At 60.2% G+C, this 21,473-nt stretch carries 23 protein-coding genes; 10 read left to right on the plus strand and 13 right to left on the minus strand.

What is annotated here, in order from left to right; all coding sequences use genetic code 11:
- The first annotated feature begins 44 nt into the window (after nucleotides 1–44).
- From AAE029_RS19605 to hydA, 3 genes are read left to right on the plus strand one after another with little or no spacing between them, the layout of a single operon-like run.
- Entirely contained in the window at nucleotides 45–1,298 is a 1,254-nt protein-coding gene (locus AAE029_RS19605; RefSeq protein WP_371074552.1) for a Zn-dependent hydrolase, read from the plus strand.
- On the plus strand, nucleotides 1,295–1,576 hold the full coding sequence (locus AAE029_RS19610; RefSeq protein WP_371074553.1) for a hypothetical protein: 282 nt from the start codon (nucleotides 1,295–1,297) through the stop codon (nucleotides 1,574–1,576). The genes AAE029_RS19605 and AAE029_RS19610 overlap by 4 nt, the downstream gene beginning before the upstream one ends.
- Nucleotides 1,573–3,027 (plus strand): dihydropyrimidinase, encoded by a 1,455-nt coding sequence (hydA, locus tag AAE029_RS19615; protein ID WP_371074554.1) that lies wholly within the window; start codon nucleotides 1,573–1,575, stop codon nucleotides 3,025–3,027. The genes AAE029_RS19610 and hydA overlap by 4 nt, the downstream gene beginning before the upstream one ends.
- A 204-nt stretch (nucleotides 3,028–3,231) precedes the next feature.
- Here the strand turns inward: hydA and AAE029_RS19620 are convergent, their stop codons facing one another.
- Entirely contained in the window at nucleotides 3,232–3,645 is a 414-nt protein-coding gene (locus tag AAE029_RS19620; protein WP_371074555.1) for a cupin domain-containing protein, read from the minus strand.
- Nucleotides 3,646–3,766: 121 nt separating this feature from the next.
- On the opposite strand from AAE029_RS19620, the gene AAE029_RS19625 reads away from it, so the two are divergent.
- The 7 genes from AAE029_RS19625 to AAE029_RS19655 all read left to right on the plus strand — a co-directional run bounded on the left by AAE029_RS19625 (nucleotide 3,767) and on the right by AAE029_RS19655 (nucleotide 12,899).
- A complete protein-coding gene (locus tag AAE029_RS19625) occupies nucleotides 3,767–4,558 on the plus strand; it encodes an ABC transporter ATP-binding protein (RefSeq protein WP_371074556.1) in 792 nt (263 codons plus the stop codon).
- Between the two features lie 24 nt (nucleotides 4,559–4,582).
- Nucleotides 4,583–4,918: a hypothetical protein gene (locus AAE029_RS19630; RefSeq protein ID WP_371074557.1), complete on the plus strand. Its 336-nt coding sequence runs from the start codon at nucleotides 4,583–4,585 to the stop codon at nucleotides 4,916–4,918.
- A gap of 2 nt (nucleotides 4,919–4,920) precedes the next feature.
- Complete coding sequence (locus tag AAE029_RS19635) at nucleotides 4,921–5,808, plus strand: ABC transporter permease (protein WP_371074558.1); 888 nt, start codon at nucleotides 4,921–4,923, stop codon at nucleotides 5,806–5,808.
- Complete coding sequence (locus AAE029_RS19640; protein WP_371074559.1) at nucleotides 5,805–6,932, plus strand: ABC transporter permease; 1,128 nt, start codon at nucleotides 5,805–5,807, stop codon at nucleotides 6,930–6,932. The genes AAE029_RS19635 and AAE029_RS19640 overlap by 4 nt, the downstream gene beginning before the upstream one ends.
- Before the next feature lie 60 nt (nucleotides 6,933–6,992).
- Entirely contained in the window at nucleotides 6,993–7,964 is a 972-nt protein-coding gene (locus AAE029_RS19645) for an ABC transporter substrate-binding protein (protein WP_371074560.1), read from the plus strand.
- 403 nt (nucleotides 7,965–8,367) lie between these two features.
- Nucleotides 8,368–9,558 (plus strand): efflux RND transporter periplasmic adaptor subunit, encoded by a 1,191-nt coding sequence (locus AAE029_RS19650; RefSeq protein ID WP_371074561.1) that lies wholly within the window; start codon nucleotides 8,368–8,370, stop codon nucleotides 9,556–9,558.
- Nucleotides 9,559–9,569: 11 nt separating this feature from the next.
- Nucleotides 9,570–12,899 (plus strand): efflux RND transporter permease subunit, encoded by a 3,330-nt coding sequence (locus AAE029_RS19655; protein ID WP_371074562.1) that lies wholly within the window; start codon nucleotides 9,570–9,572, stop codon nucleotides 12,897–12,899.
- Between the two features lie 38 nt (nucleotides 12,900–12,937).
- Here the strand turns inward: AAE029_RS19655 and ureG are convergent, their stop codons facing one another.
- The 12 genes from ureG to AAE029_RS19715 all read right to left on the minus strand — a co-directional run bounded on the left by ureG (nucleotide 12,938) and on the right by AAE029_RS19715 (nucleotide 21,404).
- Nucleotides 12,938–13,549: an urease accessory protein UreG gene (gene ureG / locus AAE029_RS19660; protein ID WP_371074563.1), complete on the minus strand. Its 612-nt coding sequence runs from the start codon at nucleotides 13,547–13,549 to the stop codon at nucleotides 12,938–12,940.
- Nucleotides 13,550–13,658: 109 nt separating this feature from the next.
- On the minus strand, nucleotides 13,659–14,330 hold the full coding sequence (locus AAE029_RS19665) for an urease accessory protein UreF (protein ID WP_371074564.1): 672 nt from the start codon (nucleotides 14,328–14,330) through the stop codon (nucleotides 13,659–13,661).
- Nucleotides 14,331–14,336: 6 nt separating this feature from the next.
- Nucleotides 14,337–14,816 carry an urease accessory protein UreE gene (ureE, locus tag AAE029_RS19670; RefSeq protein ID WP_371074565.1) on the minus strand — a complete coding sequence of 160 codons (480 nt, stop codon included), beginning with the start codon at nucleotides 14,814–14,816 and terminating at the stop codon, nucleotides 14,337–14,339.
- Nucleotides 14,817–15,078: 262 nt separating this feature from the next.
- The gene (locus AAE029_RS19675; protein WP_371074566.1) at nucleotides 15,079–15,618 is read right to left on the minus strand and encodes a peroxiredoxin; all 540 of its coding nucleotides are present in this window, start codon (nucleotides 15,616–15,618) and stop codon (nucleotides 15,079–15,081) included.
- A 189-nt stretch (nucleotides 15,619–15,807) separates the two neighbouring features.
- Nucleotides 15,808–17,520, minus strand: coding sequence for an urease subunit alpha (gene ureC / locus AAE029_RS19680; protein ID WP_371074567.1), 1,713 nt, complete (start codon nucleotides 17,518–17,520; stop codon nucleotides 15,808–15,810).
- A 1-nt stretch (nucleotide 17,521) separates the two neighbouring features.
- A complete protein-coding gene (locus AAE029_RS19685; RefSeq protein WP_371074568.1) occupies nucleotides 17,522–18,148 on the minus strand; it encodes a Urease operon accessory protein in 627 nt (208 codons plus the stop codon).
- Between the two features lie 24 nt (nucleotides 18,149–18,172).
- Entirely contained in the window at nucleotides 18,173–18,592 is a 420-nt protein-coding gene (locus tag AAE029_RS19690; protein ID WP_371074569.1) for a lysozyme inhibitor LprI family protein, read from the minus strand.
- Nucleotides 18,593–18,625: 33 nt separating this feature from the next.
- Nucleotides 18,626–18,931, minus strand: coding sequence for an urease subunit beta (locus AAE029_RS19695; RefSeq protein WP_371074570.1), 306 nt, complete (start codon nucleotides 18,929–18,931; stop codon nucleotides 18,626–18,628).
- A 10-nt stretch (nucleotides 18,932–18,941) separates the two neighbouring features.
- On the minus strand, nucleotides 18,942–19,196 hold the full coding sequence (locus AAE029_RS19700) for a DUF1272 domain-containing protein (RefSeq protein WP_371074571.1): 255 nt from the start codon (nucleotides 19,194–19,196) through the stop codon (nucleotides 18,942–18,944).
- Between the two features lie 12 nt (nucleotides 19,197–19,208).
- Nucleotides 19,209–19,511, minus strand: a complete 303-nt coding sequence (locus tag AAE029_RS19705) for an urease subunit gamma (protein ID WP_371074572.1) — start codon at nucleotides 19,509–19,511, stop codon at nucleotides 19,209–19,211.
- A 20-nt stretch (nucleotides 19,512–19,531) separates the two neighbouring features.
- Complete coding sequence (locus AAE029_RS19710) at nucleotides 19,532–20,353, minus strand: urease accessory protein UreD (RefSeq protein WP_371074573.1); 822 nt, start codon at nucleotides 20,351–20,353, stop codon at nucleotides 19,532–19,534.
- A 79-nt stretch (nucleotides 20,354–20,432) separates the two neighbouring features.
- Entirely contained in the window at nucleotides 20,433–21,404 is a 972-nt protein-coding gene (locus AAE029_RS19715; protein WP_371074574.1) for a 2-hydroxyacid dehydrogenase, read from the minus strand.
- Nucleotides 21,405–21,473: the final 69 nt, after the last annotated feature.

Genomic DNA, 21,473 nt, shown 5'->3' on the forward strand with positions numbered 1-21,473 from the left:
GCGTGCAGAGTCAGCATGCCCGAACAAATAGGCGAGGACTGCATATGGTGGCAGCACCAGGCGAAAACATGCGCGTCAATGGCGACCGACTTTGGGACGCAATCATGGAAATGGCGAAGATCGGACCCGGCATTGCGGGGGGCAACAATCGCCAAACCTTGACGGATGCCGATGCGGAAGGCCGTTCCCTTTTCCGGAAATGGTGTGATGACGCCGGCCTGACCATGAGCGTCGACAAGATGGGCACCATGTTTGCGACCCGCCCCGGCACCGATCCCAAAGCACTGCCGGTCTATGTCGGCTCCCATCTCGATACGCAGCCGACCGGCGGCAAGTATGACGGCGTTCTGGGTGTGCTCGGCGCTCTCGAAGTCGTGCGCACAATGAACGATCTTGGCATTAAGACCAAACATCCGATCGTCGTTACCAACTGGACTAACGAGGAAGGCGCGCGTTTTGCTCCGGCAATGCTCGCCTCCGGCGTATTCGCGGGCGCCCATACGCTCGAATACGCCTATGGACGCAAGGATCCGGAAGGCAAGACCTTCGGCGAGGAGCTGAAGCGGATTGGCTGGCAGGGTGACGAGGAGGTGGGCGCCCGCAGGATGCACGCCTATTTCGAGTATCATATCGAGCAGGGCCCAATCCTCGAGGCGGAGGAGAAGACGATCGGCGTCGTCACCCACTGTCAAGGTCTATGGTGGCTGGAATTCACCCTGACCGGCAAGGAAGCCCACACCGGCTCGACGCCGATGGATCTGCGCGTCAATGCCGGCCTGGCCATGGCGAGGATCTTGGAGATGGTGCAAAGCGTGGCGATGGAGAACCAGCCCGGCGCCGTCGGTGGCGTCGGCCAGGTTTTCTTCACGCCGAATTCGCGCAACGTATTGCCCGGCAAGGTGATCTTCACCGTCGACATCCGCTCGCCCAACCAGAAGAAGCTCGATGGCATGCGAGCAAAAATCGAGGCCGAGGCGCCGAAGATCTGCGATGCCCTCGCTGTCGGCTGTTCGATCGAGGCGATCGGGCATTTCGAGCCCGTGACCTTTGATCCGACATTGGTCAGCAGGGTACGCGGCGCCGCCGAGAGACTCGGCTACAGCCATATGAACCTCATTTCCGGCGCGGGTCACGACGCCTGCTGGGCCGCGAGAGTAGCGCCCACTACCATGGTCATGTGCCCCTGCGTCGACGGGCTGTCGCATAACGAGGCTGAGGAGATCTCCAAGGAATGGGCGACGGCCGGAGCCGATGTGCTCTTCCACGCCGTCCTCGAAACGGCGGAGATGGTCGCGTGACAAGCGACCCCGACGCAGATCTGGATCGGATGAGCCATACCGATCTCCTGGCGGCTGCGCGGGCGATGCGGCACGCCATACGCGTTCATCGGGATTCCTCCGGCCACGAACTCTGTTGGCATCATCCCGATCTGTGGGCGCTGCTTCCGGATTCGCCGCCAGGCGGTCAGATCGTGCCGGATTGGCCGCAGTTCATGCGGGGCTGCATCCGCTACCGCCAGTCATTGGATAATCAGCTGACGCAAGCGCCGCGCAGCGACAAGGAGTTCGGGGAATGAGCACAGTCATCAAGAACGGAACCATCGTAACCGCCGACCTGACCTACAGGGCGGATGTGAAAATCGAAGGCGGCAAGATCGTCGAAATTGGACCAAACCTTGCGGGCGACGAAACCTTGGACGCTTCCGGTTGTTATGTCATGCCGGGCGGCATCGATCCGCACACCCATCTCGAAATGCCGTTCATGGGCACCTATTCCTCCGACGATTTCGAGAGCGGAACGCGTGCCGCTCTGGCTGGCGGCACGACCATGGTCGTGGACTTCGCGCTCCCCTCGCCCGGCCAGTCGATGCTGGAAGCTTTGACGATGTGGGACAACAAGTCGACCCGCGCCAATTGCGACTATTCGTTCCACATGGCAATCACCTGGTGGAGCGAGCAGGTCTTCAACGAGATGGAGACGGTGGTCAAGGACAAGGGGATCAACACCTTCAAGCATTTCATGGCCTACAAGGGCGCGCTGATGGTGGATGACGACGAGATGTTCTCCTCCTTCCAGCGCTGCGCGGAACTCGGCGCGCTTCCCCTCGTCCATGCGGAAAACGGCGACGTCGTGGCGCAGATGCAGGCGAAATTGCTCGCCGAAGGCAACAACGGTCCGGAAGCCCATGCCTATTCCCGTCCTGCCGAGGTGGAAGGTGAAGCGACGAACCGCGCCATTATGATCGCCGACATGGCCGGCGCCCCCGTCTATATCGTCCATACCTCATGCGAGCAGGCGCATGAAGCAATCCGCCGCGCGCGCGCCAAGGGCATGCGCGTCTATGGCGAACCGCTGATCCAGCATCTGACGCTCGACGAAAGCGAATACGCCAATCCCGACTGGGACCATGCCGCCCGCCGCGTCATGTCGCCTCCTTTCCGCAACAAGCTGCACCAGGACAGTCTCTGGGCAGGGCTCGCGTCCGGCTCGCTGCAGGTCGTCGCGACCGACCATTGCGCCTTTACCACCGCACAGAAGCGCTTCGGCCTTGGCGATTTCACCAAGATCCCGAACGGCACCGGCGGCCTCGAAGACCGTCTGCCGATGCTCTGGACCTATGGCGTCAGCACCGGACGCCTGACGATGAACGAATTCGTGGCCGTGACCTCGACCAATATCGCCAAGATCCTCAACATCTATCCGAAGAAGGGCGCAATCCTCGTCGGTGCCGACGCGGATATTGTCGTCTGGGACCCGAGCCGATCGAAGACGATTGCTGCGAAGACGCAGCAATCAGCGATCGACTACAATGTCTTCGAGGGCAAGACGGTGACCGGTCTACCACGCTACACCCTGACACGCGGGGTCGTCGCCATCGAGGAGGATGCGATAAAGACTCGCGAAGGCCACGGCGAATTCGTCCGGCGCGAGCCATTTACCGCAGTCGCCAAGTCGCTGTCGAAGTGGAAGGACGTCACTGCGCCGCGCAAGGTTCAGCGCAGCGGCATTCCGGCAAGCGGGGTGTAACGTTTGGCATCCTCGGACCAACACTGTTCGCTCGTGCCCGTCATGTCGGAAATTCTCTTCCTTCCACTTCTCCCCACCGGGGAGAAGTGTCCAGAGAAACGAGGCGACCAAGGCCGTGTGGAACGGCGCGCCAAACGCGCCGATCTCAGGCGAAGCATTGGCAATGCCACTTCACGTGTGCGTTTCATGGGCCCTTCTTTGGGCTCATGTTTCAACGAGTGCATCCAGCTCCGGCAGCAGAACGACGCTTTCCTGCTCGTTCGGGTCGGTGCGGGCAATGATAGCCGTGCAGGGCGTGCTGCTGAGGTTCGCCGGCAGATGCGGCACGCCGGCCGGGATGTAGAACAGCTCGCCCGCATGCACGACGACATGGTTTTCGAGCCGATCGCCGTACCAGGTGTGCGCCTCGCCGGAGAGCATGTAGATGGCCGTCTCATGCGCCTCATGCAGATGCGCCTTGGCCCGAATACCCGGCGGAATCGTCAGGAGATGCATGCAGATGCCTGTCGAACCGACCGTTTGCGCCGCGATCCCTTCGAAATAGCTGAGCCCCTGCTTCCCGTCATAGGTGTGGTTCGGGCGAACAATATGGCAGGTAGGTTTTGATTTCGCATCCATCGTCATCCTCCATTAGAATTGCGGCTGAGCCTCCGAGCTTGCCGTCTTTATTCCTGCTCGCGGAAAGAATATCACGCAATACGTCTTCCCGATGCTGTGAAAACAAGAGCGGTAAGCCTTCATGAGTTCCTCGAGTTTTTCCGTGGTGTCCGCAAAGGACCTGTGTCTTACGTATGAAACCAGTGACGGCCCCGTTCACGCCCTCAGCAACGTCAATCTTGAGGTGAGGAAAGGCGACTTCGTCTCCTTCATCGGCCCCTCGGGCTGCGGCAAGACCACCTTTCTGCGCGTGATCGCCGATCTCGAAAAAAAGACGCTCGGCGACATCGCCGTCAACGGCATGACGCCTGAGGAGGCTCGCAAGGCCCGTGCCTACGGCTACGTCTTCCAGGCACCAGCGCTCTATCCTTGGCGGACGATCGAGAAGAACATCGCCTTGCCGCTGGAAATCATGGGCTACAGCAAGGCGGAGCGGAAGGCGCGCATCGCGCAGACGCTGGAACTCGTCAACCTATCCGGCTTCGAGAAGAAATACCCGTGGCAGCTTTCGGGTGGGATGCAGCAACGCGCCTCGATCGCCCGGGCGCTCGCTTTTGATGCCGACCTGCTTCTGATGGACGAACCTTTCGGTGCGCTCGACGAGATCGTCCGCGACCATTTGAACGCGCAACTGCTGAAGCTCTGGGCGCGTACCAACAAGACGATCTGTTTCGTCACGCATTCGATCCCCGAAGCAGTCTATCTCTCCACCCGGATTGTCGTGATGTCGCCCCGTCCCGGGCGGGTCACCGATGTCATCGAATCCACACTTCCTGCCGAGCGCCCTCTTCACATTCGCGAGACGCCGGAATTCCTGGAGATCGCCCATCGTGTGCGTGAAGGCCTGCGGGCGGGGCATAGCTATGAGGAATGAGATGTTCGCGAGGTGTCTGGGTTCATGAAGCCGCAGTTCCTCCTCTGGCTTGCAGCCGCAATCGCGGTATTTCTGAGTGCCGCAACGACCTCACGCGCCTATATTGCCAACAGCAACCTGTACCTCCTCATCCTGTCGCTCTCACTTTACTGCGTCGGCAACCTGATGATGGTGCGATTGATGCGCGAAGCAGGCCTTGGGCTGGCAATCTCGGCTTCAGCCGTCGCCCAACTCCTCCTCATCAATATCATCGCCTTCGCTATCTTCAACGAGCGGCTGAACACGATGCAGCTGGCCGGGGTCGGTCTCGGCATCGTCTCGATGGTGCTGATGCTGTTTCCAATGCAGGGAAAGACGTGATCATGGAAAAGGAGCTGTTTTTCAGGGAAAAATTTGTTCCGGTGACGACAATCCTGCTGATCCTGATCGCGATCTGGTACGTCTTCGCCGTGATGCTGAACGCGCCATTCCAACGCGACATGGATAGCCGCTCCGGCCAGACGCCGGGCATGATCGAGTTCATCGGAAGGACCCTTTCCCAGCCGAAGCCTGTCCTGCCCGCACCGCATCAGGTGGCGCAGAATGTCTTCGAGAACACCTTCCTGAGGAGGGTCTCCAGCAATCGCAGCCTCGTTTACCATAGCTGGGTGACGCTTTCCTCCACCTTGCTGGGCTTTGCTCTCGGCACATTGCTCGGCATCGCCATTGCCATCGGCATCGTCCATATGCGCACGCTCGACCGCAGCTTGATGCCCTGGATCATCGCCTCGCAGACGGTGCCTATCCTGGCGATCGCGCCAATGGTCATCGTCGTGCTCGCGGCCGTCAACATCACCGGCCTGCTTCCGAAGGCGCTGATCTCCACCTACCTTTCCTTCTTTCCCGTGACCGTTGGCATGGTGAAGGGACTGCGCTCGCCCGAACTCACACATCTCGATCTGATGCACACCTACAATGCCAGCACGGTCCAGATCCTGTGGAAGCTCCGGGTGCCGGCTTCCGTGCCTTACCTTTTCACATCGATGAAGGTGGCAATCGCCGCAAGCCTCGTCGGCGCGATCGTCGGCGAATTGCCGACCGGCGCGGTGGCGGGCATCGGATCGAAGCTGCTCGCCGGCTCCTATTACAGCCAGACCATCGACATCTGGGCCGCCCTGATCGCTGGCTCCGTGCTGGCAGCGGCTCTAGTCACCATCGTCGGCATCATCGCGCGCATCGTGGACCGCTCGATGGGCGGGAGGCCGGCATGAAAATCCTGACACCCGCCTGGCAGAATATGCTCGCGCTGCTCCTGTGTATAGTCGCCGCCCTGACGCTGCCATTGCTGAAGGAGGGAGGTGCCGAGGAGCTTTCCTCCGGCGTCGTCATTCTCATTTTCTTCCTCGTCATCATCTCGGCGCTTCTTTCACAGGTCGGTTTGCCGCCCGCGATCGCCGCGACCATCCTTTTTCTCGGCGCCCATGAGGCGGCCTGGCTGCTTTTGACTGGTATCGCCGGTCATGAGGGCCTGGCGCGCGCGCCTTTCTTTCTTCTTCTGGCTGCAAGTTGGCTGTTAGCCTGGCGATGCGTCACGTTGCTTTCGGGCATGTACCCGGCTTCCGCCTTGGCACAATGGTCGCTCCGATTGCTGATCCCGGCAATCTTCGGCGCATGGATCCTCATCATCTGGGAGGCGGTCACGCGCGGCGCAGGAATTCCCTTCATTCTGCTCCCACCGCCGAGCGCGATTGGCGTCCGGATCGCTGCGTCACTGCCCATACTCGGCGCCGACGTTCGTCAGACGGTCTTCAAGGCGGTCCTCATCGGCTATGCCATCGGCTGCGTCGCCGGCTTTCTCACGGCCATCCTGGCAGACAGGATCGCATTCCTGCGCCGCGGCCTTCTGCCGATCGGCAATATGGTGTCCGCGCTGCCGATCATCGGCGTGGCGCCGATCATGGTCATGTGGTTCGGCTTCGACTGGCAATCCAAGGCGGCCGTCGTCATCGTCATGACCTTCTTCCCGATGCTCGTGAACACGGTCGCAGGTCTTTCCGCCGCGGGACTGATGGAACACGATCTGATGCGCACCTATGCCTCAAACTATACCCAGACGCTGCTTAAGCTCAGGTTGCCTGCGGCAATGCCCTTCATCTTCAACGCGCTCAAGATCAACTCGACGCTTGCCCTGATCGGTGCCATCGTAGCGGAATTCTTCGGCACTCCGATCGTCGGCATGGGGTTCCGCATCTCGACCGAGATCGGCCGGATGAACGTGGACATGGTCTGGGCGGAAATCGCGGTTGCCGCGCTGGCGGGTTCCATCTTCTACGGCCTCGTCGCGCTTGCCGAAAGAGCCACGACATTCTGGCATCCGTCTATCCGTGGTGGCTAGACGCGGCCGAGATCCTCTTGGGATCACGGCATAACTTCAGAGGGAAAAAGGAAAAACGGGATGAAAAAGCTGATGATTTCGTTGATGGCGGGCGCAATGTCGCTTGCCGCGGTCCAGGCGATGGCCGCCGACAAGGTCGTCCTGCAGCTCAAATGGGTCACCCAGAGCCAGTTCGGCGGCTACTATGTCGCCAAGGACAAAGGTTACTATGAGGAGGAAGGACTTGACGTCCAAATCAAGCCCGGCGGCCCCGACATCGCGCCCGAGCAGGTGATCGCCGGCGGCGGCGCCGACGTCATCGTCGATTGGATGGGCGGTGCCCTCGTTGCCCGTGAAAAGGGCGTACCTTTGGTCAATATTGCCCAGCCATTCCAGAAATCCGGACTGGAAATGGTCTGCCGCAAGGACGGGCCGATCAAGACGGAGGCAGATTTCAAGGGCCATACGCTTGGCGTCTGGTTCTTCGGCAATGAATATCCGTTCTTCGCCTGGATGAACAAGCTTGGCCTTTCGACCGAAGGAGGTCCGAACGGCGTCACCGTCCTCAAGCAGAGTTTCGACGTACAACCGCTCGTCCAGAAGCAGGCCGATTGCATCTCGGTGATGACCTATAACGAGTACTGGCAGGCGATCGATGCCGGGTTCAAGCCGGAGGATCTGACGGTCTTCAACTATACGCAGATGGGCAACGACCTTCTGGAAGACGGTCTCTACGTCATGGAGAACAAGCTGAAGGACCCTGCTTTCAAGGAAAAGATGGTGAAGTTCGTCCGCGCCTCGCTGAAGGGCTGGAAATACGCCATCGATAATCCCGACGAAGCGGCAGAGATCGTCGTCGACAATGGCGGCCAGGACGAGAACCATCAGAAGCGCATGATGGGCGAAGTCGCCAAACTGATCGGCGACGGCAGCGGCAAACTCGATGAAGCGCTTTACGACCGTACGGCCAAGGCACTGCTCGACCAGAAGATCATCAACAAGGAGCCGTCAGGCGCCTGGACGCACGAGATCACGGACGCTGTCGGGAAGTAAATCCGAGCCGTTGGCTGCTGAACGCGCGGAAGAGTATCCGCGCGTTTTTTTCATTTTGTAACAGGGTCAATAAAAAAGTGGCGTGTAGCTGTCGCATCTTTAAAAGACCAAACGTCATAGAGAGAGATCATTCATTGGAATGCATGCATAAGCGCCTCTGGATTGATCTCGCTTTCAATGACGAATAAAGGATCGCCCGTGAGGAATATTTTCTGACAGTCTTGTGAATCGAGCAAATCGCTACCACGTACAAGGCCTATTTTGTCGCTTGAGAGGCTTTACAGCGGCAATTGGATGGGATGATGGGACCCGTTCGCAGGCAATAGAAATGTAGCGAGGCCACTTTGCAACCATTAGAATGGTGCGGAGTGGATGTTTATGTCGTCAACCTGGATCATGATGCATGGCCTACACGCCACTTGGAATTTTACGCGCCTCGACCCTGCTGCTGACGATGCTCGCAGCCAGCCCAATTGTTGCACAGGAAACGGCAGTCGGAGCACCGCAACAGAATCTTCCGGCAATCGTCGTAACCACGGCTCAGACCCGTAATCTTGTCGATCGCGTTGTGGCGACCGGTACGATCCGGCCCGTCGAGGAAATTTACATCCAGCCGCAGGTTGACGGGCTTTCGATCCGCAAGCTGAACGCCGACGTAGGCGACAGGGTGACAGCCGATAGCGTGTTGGCGACGCTGAACGATGACGCACTGCTTCTGCAAAAGAGCCAGATGGAGGCCACCAAGGCGAAAGGCGAAGCTACCCTCGCCCAGCTACGCGCCCAGCTCATCGAGGCTCAGGCAAACGCCGAACAGGCGGAACAGCAGCGTGTTCGCGCCGTGACGATGGCACAGAAGGGAACCACCTCGACTTCGCAGGTGGAGACATCGACGGCTCTCGCAGCCGCCACCAGGGCGCGTGTGAAATCCGCCGAACAGGCAATCGCCGTTGCGGAAGCTGACCTCAAGGTCGTGGACAGCCAGATCGCCGACACGGATCTGCGGCTGGCGCGCACTGACGTCAAGACTCCGGTCGATGGCACCGTTTCTGCCAAGAATGCGAAGGTTGGCGCGATTGCCAACTTTACGGGCGATCCGCTCTTCACCGTGATCCGAGACAGTGCCGTGGAACTCGTCGCCGAGGTTTCGGAAAGCGACATCACGAAGATGCAGGCGGGACAGAAGGCATTCATTGTGCTTGCCGGCAGTCCGGAGAAACTCTCGGGGTCCATACGCCTCGTATCGCCGACTGTCGACCCGGTCAGCCGTCTCGGCCTCGTGCATATCTCCATCGACGACGACAGCAAGGCACGTGCCGGCATGTATGGCAGCGCCGAGATCATCATCCGTGAGACCAAAGGCGTTGCGTTGCCCCTGACGGCAGTGCTCACCGGCTCGGACGGTTCGTCTGCCCGCAAGGTCGAAAACAATGTCGTGCAATTTGTAAATGTCGAGACTGGCATCCAGGACGGCGCCTATATCGAGATCCGCAAGGGACTTGCGGCCGGAGATGAAGTCGTCGCCAAGGCCGGTGCTTATGTACGCGACGGCGATCGCATCACGCCCGTCCGCGATGCCCCAGCTGCGTCCAATTGAAAGATGACCCGATGAACTTTTCAGCCTGGTCAATCCGAAATCCCGTAGCGCCGCTCTTGGCGTTCTTCCTGCTCATGATTGTCGGCGTACAGGCTTTCTATAAGCTGCCGATCACCCGCTTTCCGAATATCGACGTCCCCGTCGTCAACATCACCGTGACCCAGAGCGGCGCCTCGCCGGCCGAGCTCGAAATGCAGGTCACCAAGGAGATCGAGGACGCGGTCGCCAGCATCAACGGCATCGACGAAATTCAGTCGACCATCACCGACGGCCAGTCGCAGACGGTTGTCCTGTTCCGCCTTGAGGTGCCGACGGAGCAGGCCGTTCAGGACACCAAGGACGCCATCGACCGCATTCGCGGCGATCTTCCGGCCGATGTCGACGAGCCGATCGTTTCCAAGGTGGACGTTGAAGGCCAGGCGATCCAGACCTTCGCGGTCTCCTCTCCGAACATGACGCTCGAGGAGCTCTCATGGTTCGTGGACGATACGGTCAAACGCGCGCTGCAGGGCCAGGTCGGCATCGGCCGTGTCGACCGCTATGGCGGCGCTGACCGCGAAGTCCGTATCGAGCTCGATCCCAACAAGCTCAATGCTCACGGCATCACGGCAGCGGGTGTCAGCCAGCAGCTTCGCGGAACGAATATCGATCTTGGCTCCGGCCGTGGCCAGGTGGCCGGCAGTGAGCAGGCGATCCGCGTCCTCGGCGACGCACGAGACGTCGCCCAGCTCGCCGATACCACGATCGCCCTGTCAAACGGCCGCTTCGTAAAACTATCGGACCTCGGGGTCATCAAGGATACCTACGAGGAGCCGAAATCCTTTTCGCGCTTCAACGACGCGCCTGTCGTAACCTTCGGCGTCTTCCGCTCGAAAGGTGCAAGCGAGGTGACGGTCGCAAAGACGGTCGCCGACAGCCTCGATAAGGTACGCGCCGAGAACCCGGGTGTTTCCATCGAACTCATCGACGACTCGGTCTATTTCACCTACGGAAACTATGAGGCGGCAATCCATACCCTGATGGAGGGGGCACTGCTCGCCATCATCGTGGTCCTGTTGTTCCTGCGGAACTGGCGGGCGACCCTGATTTCGGCCGTCGCGTTGCCGCTCTCGGCGATCCCTACATTCTGGGTCATGGATCTGATCGGGTTTTCGCTGAACCTCGTCAGCTTCCTGGCGCTTACGCTTGCGACAGGCATCCTGGTCGATGACGCCATCGTCGAGATCGAAAACATCGCGCGCCATATCAAGATGGGCAAGACGCCCTATCGCGCCGCGATCGAGGCGGCCGACGAGATCGGTCTTGCGGTCATCGCCACGACCTTCACCATCATCGCCGTCTTCGTGCCCGTCTCTTTCATGCCGGGCATTCCGGGACAGTATTTCATCCAGTTCGGCTTGACCGTCGCCTTCTCGGTGTTCTTCTCACTGCTTGTCGCACGCCTGATCACACCGATGATGGCGGCCTATCTGATGCGCGCCGAGGACGCCGTCGACGACCACCACGACAATGACGGCTGGTTCATGCGGCGGTATACGGGGCTGGTGCGTGTAACGACGAAGAAATGGTACACGCGCTATCCGACGTTGATTGCGGCGTTTCTGTTTTCCATCGCCTCGGTCGTGGCGCTGATCGTGTTCGTGCCCGGCAGCTTTCTGCCGCCGGACGATGCATCGCGCATCGTGCTCTCAGTCGAATTGCCACCCAATGCACGGCTGGACGACACCGAAAAGGCGACCGACATCGTCTATGATCGGGTGAAGGATATCGCCGACATCGACAGCGTCTTCGTCCTCGGCGGCGCCTCACCCAAGGGCGATCTCGAACTGCGCCGCGCCACCGTGACGCTTGCGCTTCACAAGATCGACCATTCGCTGGTCAAGAAGCTTGTCAACGATGTTTTGGGTTCGCTCCCGGTCATTGGCCCGCATCTTCCCAAGGTTGCCGTCCACGGCCGCGTTCGACCGCAGTGGGACGTCGAAAAGGAAGTCTTCGCCAAACTTCGCTCGATCCCGGACGTTCGCATCACCAAGCTCAATGACCGCGGCGAGCGCGACCTGTCCTTCAACTTCCTGTCGAGAAGCGACAAGGATCTGAACGAGGCAGTCGGCATCCTCGAGGCGAAGCTTCGCGCCGATCCGCTGCTTGCCAATGTCAGCACTGACGGCGCCCTCCCCCGGCCGGAACTGCAGATCCGCCCGCGCAAGGACGAGGCCGCCCGTCTCGGCATCACGCCGCAGCAGATGTCTGAAACGGTCCGCGTCGCCACGATCGGCGATATCGACTCCGCTCTCGCCAAGATCTCGCTCGACGATCGCCAGATCCCGATCCGGGTACAGGCCTCGCTGGACATGCGCCGCGATCTGGCGGCCATCCGTGCGCTGAAGGTTCAGACCGCGAGCGGTGGCACTGTGCCGCTGTCAAGCGTGGCGGATATCGACTATTCGGAAGGGATGAGCTCCATAAAGCGCAACAACCGCTATCGGGTCGTCGCAATCGGCGCCGATCTGCCGCAGGGTGTGGCGCTGGATACGGCTTCCAACCGGTTCCGCCAGATTGTGGCCGATGCCAAGATCCCGGCCAGCGTGCATCTGGCCGAAAGCGGTGACGCGAAAGTCCAGGGCGAGATGCAGCAAAGCTTCGGCAACGCCATGCTGATGGGCCTGCTGCTGGTTCTGACGGTGCTGATCCTGTTGTTCAAGGACGTGATCCAGCCGTTCACCATCCTGCTCTCGCTGCCGCTCGCCATCGGTGGCGTCGCACTTGGCCTGATGCTCACCAACAACCCGCTCTCGATGCCGGTCATGATCGGTATCCTGATGCTGATGGGCATTGTCACCAAGAATGCGATCCTGCTCGTCGACTTCGCAATCGAGATGATGCATAGAGGCATGCCGCGCGTCGATGCAGTAATCGAAGCCGGCCGCAAGCGTGCGCGCCCGATCATCATGACCTCGATCGCGATGGCTGCGGGCATGCTGCCGTCTGCGCTCGGCGTTGGCGAAGGCGGCACGTTCCGTGCGCCAATGGCGATCGCGGTGATCGGCGGCATCATTGTCTCGACCGTCCTCAGCCTTGTCGTCGTGCCATCCTTCTTCCTGATTATGGATGACTTGTCGCGGCTGCTCGCCTGGATCTTCAGCCGCATGGTCGGCAAGAAGGAAAAGGAGGAGGAAAGCTTGACGAGGGAAGAGCTCACACGCGCGGTCGATGAGAACCGCACGTCGCTCGCTTCGCTCGAGGAGCGCCTGGATGCCATCGAAAGACCGGAAGAAAGGGGAAAGAGCGCAGCCGGCGACCAGAGCAACGTGCTCCGCCTGCCGCCCTTCGCTGCCGAATAGGATCTTAAAAGCCGGCGTCGCCGGCTTTTAATTTGGCGTCACAAACCGCCCTGCTCCTTCAGAAAATTGACGATGGAACTGACGCCATCGCCACGTTTCATATCCGAAAATACGAATGGGCGTGAGGAACGCATGCGGCTGGCGTCGCGGTCCATGACTTCGAGATCGGCCCCGACATAAGGTGCGAGGTCCTTCTTGTTGATCACCAGAAGGTCGGACTTGGTGATTCCCGGCCCGCCCTTGCGTGGGATCTCCTCTCCCTGGCAGACGGAGATGACATAGATCGTGATATCGGCGAGATCCGGCGAGAAAGTTGCCGCGAGGTTGTCGCCGCCGGATTCGATGAAGACGATATCCAGGTCAGGAAAGCGCTGGTTCAAGCCGGCAATGGCCTGGAGGTTGATCGTGGCATCCTCGCGGATGGCCGTGTGGGGGCAGCCGCCGGTTTCCACGCCGACGATGCGATCCGAAGGCAGTGCTTGCATGCGCACCAGCGCTTCCGCGTCCTCCGTCGTATAGATATCATTGGTAACGACCGCGACGGAATAATCCGCACGCATTGCCTTGCACAGCTTCTCCGTAAGCGCCGTCTTGCCGGAGCCGACGGGTCCGCCGATGCCGACGCGCAAGGGTCCATTTCTCGATTTCATGGCTGGAACTCCGATAAAGCAATATGATAGCCAGGCGCCTGTCCGCTGCACACCGGCGAATGACGTAGGACCGTGGCAAGACGCAAGATATCCCGCAACTTCGCATTTCTCACGAGCGAAACAGTCTGGTCGTCTGCGTCTCGTGCCGCAGACTGGCGATATCCGCCTGCACAGCTGCAGAGCCTAGATCGTCCAGGCTTGAGCGTGCCGCCAGTCTTGCCGTTTGCGCGATAAGATGTTCGAGCCCGGCCAATATCCTCACGCCATCCTTCTGTCCCGCGATGCCAAGGCGGATGCCTGCCGACACCCCCTGGGAGGCGAGTGCGTGAAGAAATAGGGCAAGCACGCTCTCAAGAGCAATGCCATGAATACCGGTGACCAGTCCGACGGCGACGGGATAGGCCATCCGCCCGTCCCGCCACTGCAGCACCGGATGCGGCCAGGCGCCTGCGGCTGCTAGAAATGCCTCGCCAAGGAGCATCGCTTCCTGATGCCGCTCTTGTGAGCCCGCTAGCGCTTCCGCAAGCTCGGCAATCTCAGTCAATTGCCCGAGGTCGCCGCTGGCTCCATGCGCGCCTGCCAGCAGGACGGCATCGTTCCACACCGAGCCATGACGGATGAGCGCCGAAATCCACTCTGCAAGCCCGTCGGCATCCGAGACCAGTCCGTCGTGCACCGCCCGCTCCAATCCACCGGAATAGGCAAAGGAGCCGATGGGGAAAGCTGGAGATAACCAGGCTGTCAGTCGCATCAGAGCCTGAAGTTCAGCATCCTCGCTCATGCGAGCTCAGTCGTGGGAATGATGGTGGTGATCATGGCTGTGACCATGACCGCCGTGGGAATGATAGGCACCGCGCGCTGGCTGGAAGGCCTCGCTCACCTCCGTCACGGTTGCGCCCAGCCCTTCCAGCATCGAGCGAATGACGTGGTCGCGCAGGATCAGGATCCGATCTTCGCCGATCTGCGCGGGCAGATGGCGGTTGCCGAGATGCCAGGCGAGCTCAATGAGATGTTGCCGGTCTCGGCCCCTGATCTCGAACAGCTTTTCCTCCGCGGCAACGATCTCGATCAGTTCGCCGTCCTCCAGAACCAGCAGGTCGCCGTTTGCAAACAGAACCGGTTCCTTGAGGTCGAGCATGACCATGGTGCCATCTTCGAGATGAAGGAGCTTGCGCCGCAGATGGCGCAGGTCGTGAGCCAGCACAACCTTGCCGATGGGATTGGAGGATGGAGTGCCGGCGGGCAGATAGGACGTTACGCGCTGCATGGTTCTTCCGTTCTGACTAGATTGTGACCATGCAAAATAGAGCCTCACAGTGCAAGGACCAATCGGCGGCGCCTCTCATGCATGTCGGTGTGCAGCGCTTTTTCCGGCAACGACAGCCTAAAGCCGATGCCACCCATGCAATATCGCTGGTCCGCATCTGCCAATTCCTCCCGAGCGGGATCGTCCTGCCGCTGCCAGCAGGAAGCAAGGGACGAAAAAGGCCCGGAGCCGGGCCTTCTAGTCTCATATGATGAGAAGCTTGTTAAGCGGCCTGCTTGACCGATTTCAAGGTCTCAAGAATGTTCTGCGGCGAGGACACGCCATAGGGATCGCTCTCGCAGTTATCGGCATAGCCCTCTTCCTCGAACCACTGCTCTACGACGCCGTTATTGATGACTGCGGCGTAACGCCAGGAACGCATGCCGAAGCCGAGATTGTCCTTTGCGACAAGCATACCCATCTTGCGAGTGAATTCACCCGAACCGTCCGGAATGAGTTTGACGGCTTCGAGCTCTTGCGACTTGCCCCATGCATTCATGACAAACGCGTCATTGACGGAGATGCAATAGATCTCAGTGATCCCTTCAGCCTTGAACTCGCCCGCAAGCTTTTCGAAATCGGGAAGCTGATAGGTCGAGCAGGTTGGAGTGAAAGCGCCCGGCAGCGAAAAGAGAGCAACGCGCTTGCCGGCAAAATAATCGTCGGAGGTTTTGTCTTCCCAACGGAACGGATTGGGACCGCCGACGGCCTCGTCGCGAACGCGGGTACGGAAGGTAACGGCGGGAACTTTCTTGCCGATCATCGAACTCTCCTTGTGTTGCGAGGCCACGGTCTTGGGAACCCGTAGCCGGAAAATTAAGAGTTCTTCCTAACCAAGATTTTGCTGCAATGCAGCACCAAAAACATGGCGCATCGCTGCCATGCACGCTACACATGGCAGCGGTAGCGGACCGCCTAAATTCTGCGCAGGGAGCCGATGATCGCAGCCGTTTCAGAACAGGAAATAGCGCTGCGCCATCGGAAGAACGGTCGCCGGCTCGCAGGTCAGGAGCTCACCATCGGCACGGACTTCGTAGGTCTCCGGATCGACTTCGATTTCCGGCGTCAGACTGTTATGGATCATGGATGCCTTGGATATGCCGCCGCGTGTATTCCTGACCGCCACGAGGCTCTTGGCGACGCCGAGCCTGCCAGCGATGCCGGCATCCAACGAAGCCTGCGAGACGAAAGTGACGGAGGAATTCGTGAGACTCTTGCCGTACGAGGCGAACATCGGGCGGTAGTGCACCGGTTGCGGCGTCGGGATCGAGGCATTCGGATCGCCCATGGGAGCGGCCGCGATCGAGCCGCCGAGCAGCACCATATCCGGTTTCACGCCGAAGAAGGCCGGGTTCCAGATGACGAGATCGGCGCGCTTGCCGACTTCGACGGAACCGATCTCGTGACTGAGGCCGTGAGCGATTGCCGGGTTGATCGTGTACTTGGCGATATAGCGACGGACGCGGAAATTGTCGTTGTCACCTTTCTCTTCCTTGAGGCGCCCGCGCTGACGCTTCATCTTGTCGGCCGTTTGCCAGGTGCGGATCGCGACCTCGCCGACGCGGCCCATGGCCTGGCTGTCGGACGAGATGATCGAGAAGGCGCCGATATCATGCAGAATATCCTCTGCGGCGATCGTCTCCTTGCGGATGCGGCTTTCGGCGAAAGCGATATCTTCCGGGATCGACGGAGAGAGGTGATGGCAAACCATGAGCATATCGAGATGCTCGGCGATCGTGTTGACGGTGTAAGGCCGGGTCGGATTGGTCGAGGACGGAATGACGTTCGGCTGCCCGCAGATCTTGATGATATCAGGCGCGTGACCTCCGCCGGCGCCTTCGGTATGGAAGGCATGGATTGTCCGCCCCTTGATGGCGCCAATCGTATCCTCGACGAAGCCGCTCTCGTTTAGCGTATCGGTATGGATCATGACCTGCACGTCATACTGATCGGCGACGGAGAGGCAGCAGTCGATCGCGCCAGGCGTGGTGCCCCAGTCCTCATGCAGCTTCAGTGAGGTCGCGCCGGCGAGCACCATCTCCTCCAGCGCTCCAGGCAGCGAAGCGTTGCCCTTTCCGGCGAAGGCGAGGTTCATCGGAAAGGCATCGGCCGCCTCGATCATGCGGGCAATATGCCAGGGGCCGGGCGTGCAGGTGGTCGCGAGCGTCCCGTGCGCCGGTCCGGTACCGCCGCCGAGCATGCAGGTAAGCCCGCTCATCAGCGCTTCCTCGATCTGCTGCGGGCAGATGAAATGGATGTGGCTGTCCATCCCGCCCGCGGTGACGATCTTCCCCTCGCCCGCGATTGCCTCCGTCCCCGGACCGACGATGATGTTGACACCCGGCTGCGTGTCCGGATTTCCCGCCTTGCCGATCGCAACGATGCGGCCGTCCTTGAGACCGATGTCGGCTTTTATGATACCCGAATGGTCGACGATGACGGCATTGGTGATAACGGTGTCGACCGCTCCCTCGGCGCGCGTGACTTGGCTCTGGCCCATGCCGTCGCGGATGACCTTGCCGCCGCCGAACTTCACTTCCTCGCCATAGGTGGTGAAATCCTTTTCGACCTCGATGAAAAGTTCGGTATCAGCAAGGCGCACCTTGTCGCCGACGGTCGGACCGAACATGCTCGCATAGGCGGCACGGGAAATCTTATAGGGCATGTCACCGGGTTCCTTGAGAAGGAGAGATGAAAGGATAGTCGGCAATTCGCTTCAGGCGACCGGCTGCCATGTGGGAATCGACCAGGCGCCGTTCCGCGGCGAAGGGATGCCACTCCCAGCCGGCATGGCCAAATCCAGCGAGCCTGATATCGGCATCGGGATATCTGGCAAGCAGTTCGGCAATGACGATCATTCCGCTGCTCGGGACGACATAAGGCGCGGGATCGTAGGCGGCGAGTGCCTTGTCCACCGCCTCATGGATCGACTGGTCGATGACCCGATGCTCCATGCCGAGATCGGCGCAGAGGGAAGCGAAACCATCGGTGTAATCGTCGCAAAGGTCATCGAGTTCGGGATGCGAAATCGCAAGCTCCGCCTTCAGCACGGCAAACTTCCGCGGATCGCGCACGCTCCAGATGGCAGACGCCTCCGCGACGGCCGGATGACTGCGCCATTGCGGGGATCCAAGCATTGCCTTGGCGGGGCGCCCGGTATTGCAGACGGCAACGACATCGGTGCGGCTGCCGCCATTTCCGAAGGATCTGCAATCATTGAAGCGGACGACCAGATCGGAAGCGTCGATGATGTCGGCCGCTTCGGCCGCGATCTCGCCGTTTCCAACGATCATGATTATCTCTTTCGCACTCACAGTCTACTGCTCCTGGCCGTCAGCCAAATCCGCAAGCTCCTTGGTGCGTTGGCGCGTCAACTTCGCCATGCATTCGGAAATCAGCATGGGTTCCAAACTTCCACCGCGCGCCTGAAATCCCTCGGCCTCACACTCGCCATCGCGATAGTCGATCCATGCGCGCTGCGATTTAAGCAGTGCCTTCTCCGCGCCCTTCTGGTCACCTTCAAGCTCTGCGTCCCGGGCGAGCATGGCGGCACGGGTCTTCTTGTATTGCGCGTTCAGTTCCTTATCGGCATCCGCGTGGTCGCGGGCAGCGCATATGTTCATATCCGCCTGCGTTACCGCGTTCTTGCAATCCACGGCCGGTTCCTGAGCAGTGACGGCGCCGGCGCCCAGAAATATTGCACCGCAGATACCGCTGCCAACCCATGAAAATCGCATTTTGTCACGCCCTCCCGAGCTTCATCTCAAATCTCAAAGCTTGCCCATAACCAATTGACGGAATCCATAAACTTCCCGCTTGCCGGAAAGAGGAATGAGCGTGACCGACCGGGTCTGCCCCGGCTCGAACCGCACAGCCGTTCCCGCCGGGATGTCGAGGCGCATCCCCTGGGCCCTTTCGCGGTCGAAGGAAAGACCGGCATTTGTTTCCGCGAAATGATAATGGCTTCCGACCTGCACCGGCCGGTCGCCGGTATTCGAAACTTCGATCGTCACCGTAGGCGCGCCGGCGTTCAACTCGATCTCGCCGTTTGCGGCAATAATTTCCCCTGGAATCATCTTCTTCTCCTCATGCCGCCTTGCCGGCCCTGCAACCTTCAGCCTTCAGGACGCGTTTCGCCGATGCCGGATATCTGGCAAGCATCGCGGCTGGACGCACCGGCCGCCGCACCAGTTCGCCGCCACAGTTCGGGCAGATGCCGCCAAGCACATTGCCGGCGCAACCCGCGCAGAATGTGCACTCGAACGTGCAGATCATCGCCTCCGGGCTTTCCGGAGAGAGATCCCTGTCGCAGCATTCACAATTGGGTCTGAGCTCCAGCATCTCTGCCATCCATTACCGTATGGGCTCATGCACGGTCACAAGCTTCGTTCCGTCCGGAAAGGTCGCCTCGACCTGCACGTCGTGGATCATCTCCGCCACGCCTTCCATCACCTGCTCACGACTGATGACATGGGCACCCGCCTCCATCAGTTCCGCCACCGGACGACCATCTCGGGCGCCTTCGACGACGAAATCGGTGATCAGCGCTATCGCCTCGGGATGGTTCAGCTTGACACCCCTTTCGAGCCGCCGCCGTGCCACGATCGCTGCCATGGAAATCAACAGCTTGTCTTTTTCTCTCGGAGTGAGGTTCATCGTTTGCCCATATGCTTGAACTAGAGATTCCAGACTTTCGGTACCGGCGCCCCGTCGCGCAAGACCGAAATCACCGGGATCAGGATTTTTCTTAGGGTGAAGCCATCGGCGGCCGCAATCCGCGCGATCAGCTTTCCGTTCCAATGACTGGCGCCACCCGCATGCTCGGCGAGCAACGGTCGCAACCGCTTCAGGAAAATCTCCGCCGATGCACCGGTATAAAGCACCGTCGCGAAAGCCGCCTGGCCACCCAACACCGCCTGCCGTTCAGCCAATTCTGCGACGGCACCTTCCAAGCGCAATTCCTCCGCATGGATCAGCCGTCCTGCACGACGGATGCGCCAGCGATCGCGAAAAAGGCCCGTCTCCATCCTCTCGCCCATCGCCCTGCGACCAAGCAGGATCGCTTCGACAGCCAGAAATTCCGCGGTCGCATCGAGCTCGACTTCGAGCGTCCGAACGAGCGAAGCACGGTTAAAGAGAATGGTTTCCTGCGGCAGCCAGTGGACCCGCGCTCCCGAGCCGGCGTCGATCTTCGTCACGACCTCGGCGGTGCCGGCCGAGGCCTTGTATATTTTTTCGCAGGCTTGCGTCGTGATATCGAGGCGTGTCCCGGGACCAGCGACAAAGCTCCATCCCATCCGGTCGCCCCCCGTCAAGCCCCCGGCGGTATTGATGATCACCGCTTCCATGGAATCATTGAAGGTTTCGGGCAGCCTGATTTTTGCTGCCCCCTCCTGGTAGAGATCGCGCAGACGCGTGCGACCACCCAGCGAGCGCGCGGCAAGGTGCCCTCGCCCCTCCGCTCTTTGTGGCCTCATGCCTGCCATCATACCCGTCATTCCAATCCCTTGCTCGACCGCCGATTTTTCCCAAGCAATTCTTGTGCCGCCTGAAAGGCCGAACAGGAACGACTGAGGGTCAGACCACGCGGTCCGGCGGCTCGCGACCCTCGAAAAAGGCGGTGATATTATCGACCACTTTCATGCCCATGGCAGTGCGTGTCTCCTCCGTCGCGCTGCCCAGATGCGGAAACAGGATGACATTCTCCATGGCGATCAGCTTCTCAGGCACGTTCGGTTCTGCCTCGTAGACATCGAGACCGGCGCCGCGGATCGTAGCGGTCTCGAGAGCCGAAATCAGCGCCGCCTCGTCGACGACATCGCCACGCGCGGTGTTGATCAGGAATGCGGAGGGTTTCATTGCCGACAGTCGCGCCGCATTCATCAGATGGCGGTTTTCCGCGCCGCCGGGGCAATGCAGGGAAACGAAATCGGAAATCGCCAATACGTCTTCCACCGTCGCGAGCTGTGTGGCGCCGTAACGCATCGCTTCCGAAGGATCGATCGGCGAACGATTGTAGAAGACGACATCCATGCCGAAACCGAAATGGCAGCGCTGGGCGAAGGCCCGGCCGATGCGGCCGAAACCGATGATACCTACCGTCTTACCGCTGACTTTCGTGCCGATCATGTGTGTCGGAGACCAGCCCTTCCATTGCCCGGTGCGCAACTGGCGTTCCGCCTCCCCGCCGCGCCGGGCGACGGAAAGCAGCAGGAGCATGGCGATGTCGGCAGTACAATCGGTCAAGACGCCGGGCGTATTGGTCACAACGATGCCACGGGCCTTGGCGGCGGCAACATCGATATGATTGAAACCGACGCCAAAATTGCCGAGGATTCTTGTGCGCAATCCATCCCCATCGAAGATCGAGGCCGGCAGCTTGTCCGAGACCGTCGGCAGCACCGCATCATAGTCCGTCAGTGCCTTTCGCAATTCCTCGGTATCGAGGGGGACATCGTCAGAATTGAAGGCTACGTCGAAACGGTCGGCAAGGACAGCTTCGACAGCAGCGGGCCAGCGGCGGGTCACGAGTATGCTGGGTCTGGACATCGGATTTCCACTAATTGTTTCGGGTCACTCAAAGGCTTAAGCGAAAGTCATGCCTCCAGCCAGCATTTC

Origin of the sequence: Sinorhizobium sp. CB7 (assembly GCF_041357635.1) — a bacterium.
Taxonomy (GTDB): Bacteria; Pseudomonadota; Alphaproteobacteria; order Rhizobiales; family Rhizobiaceae; genus Rhizobium.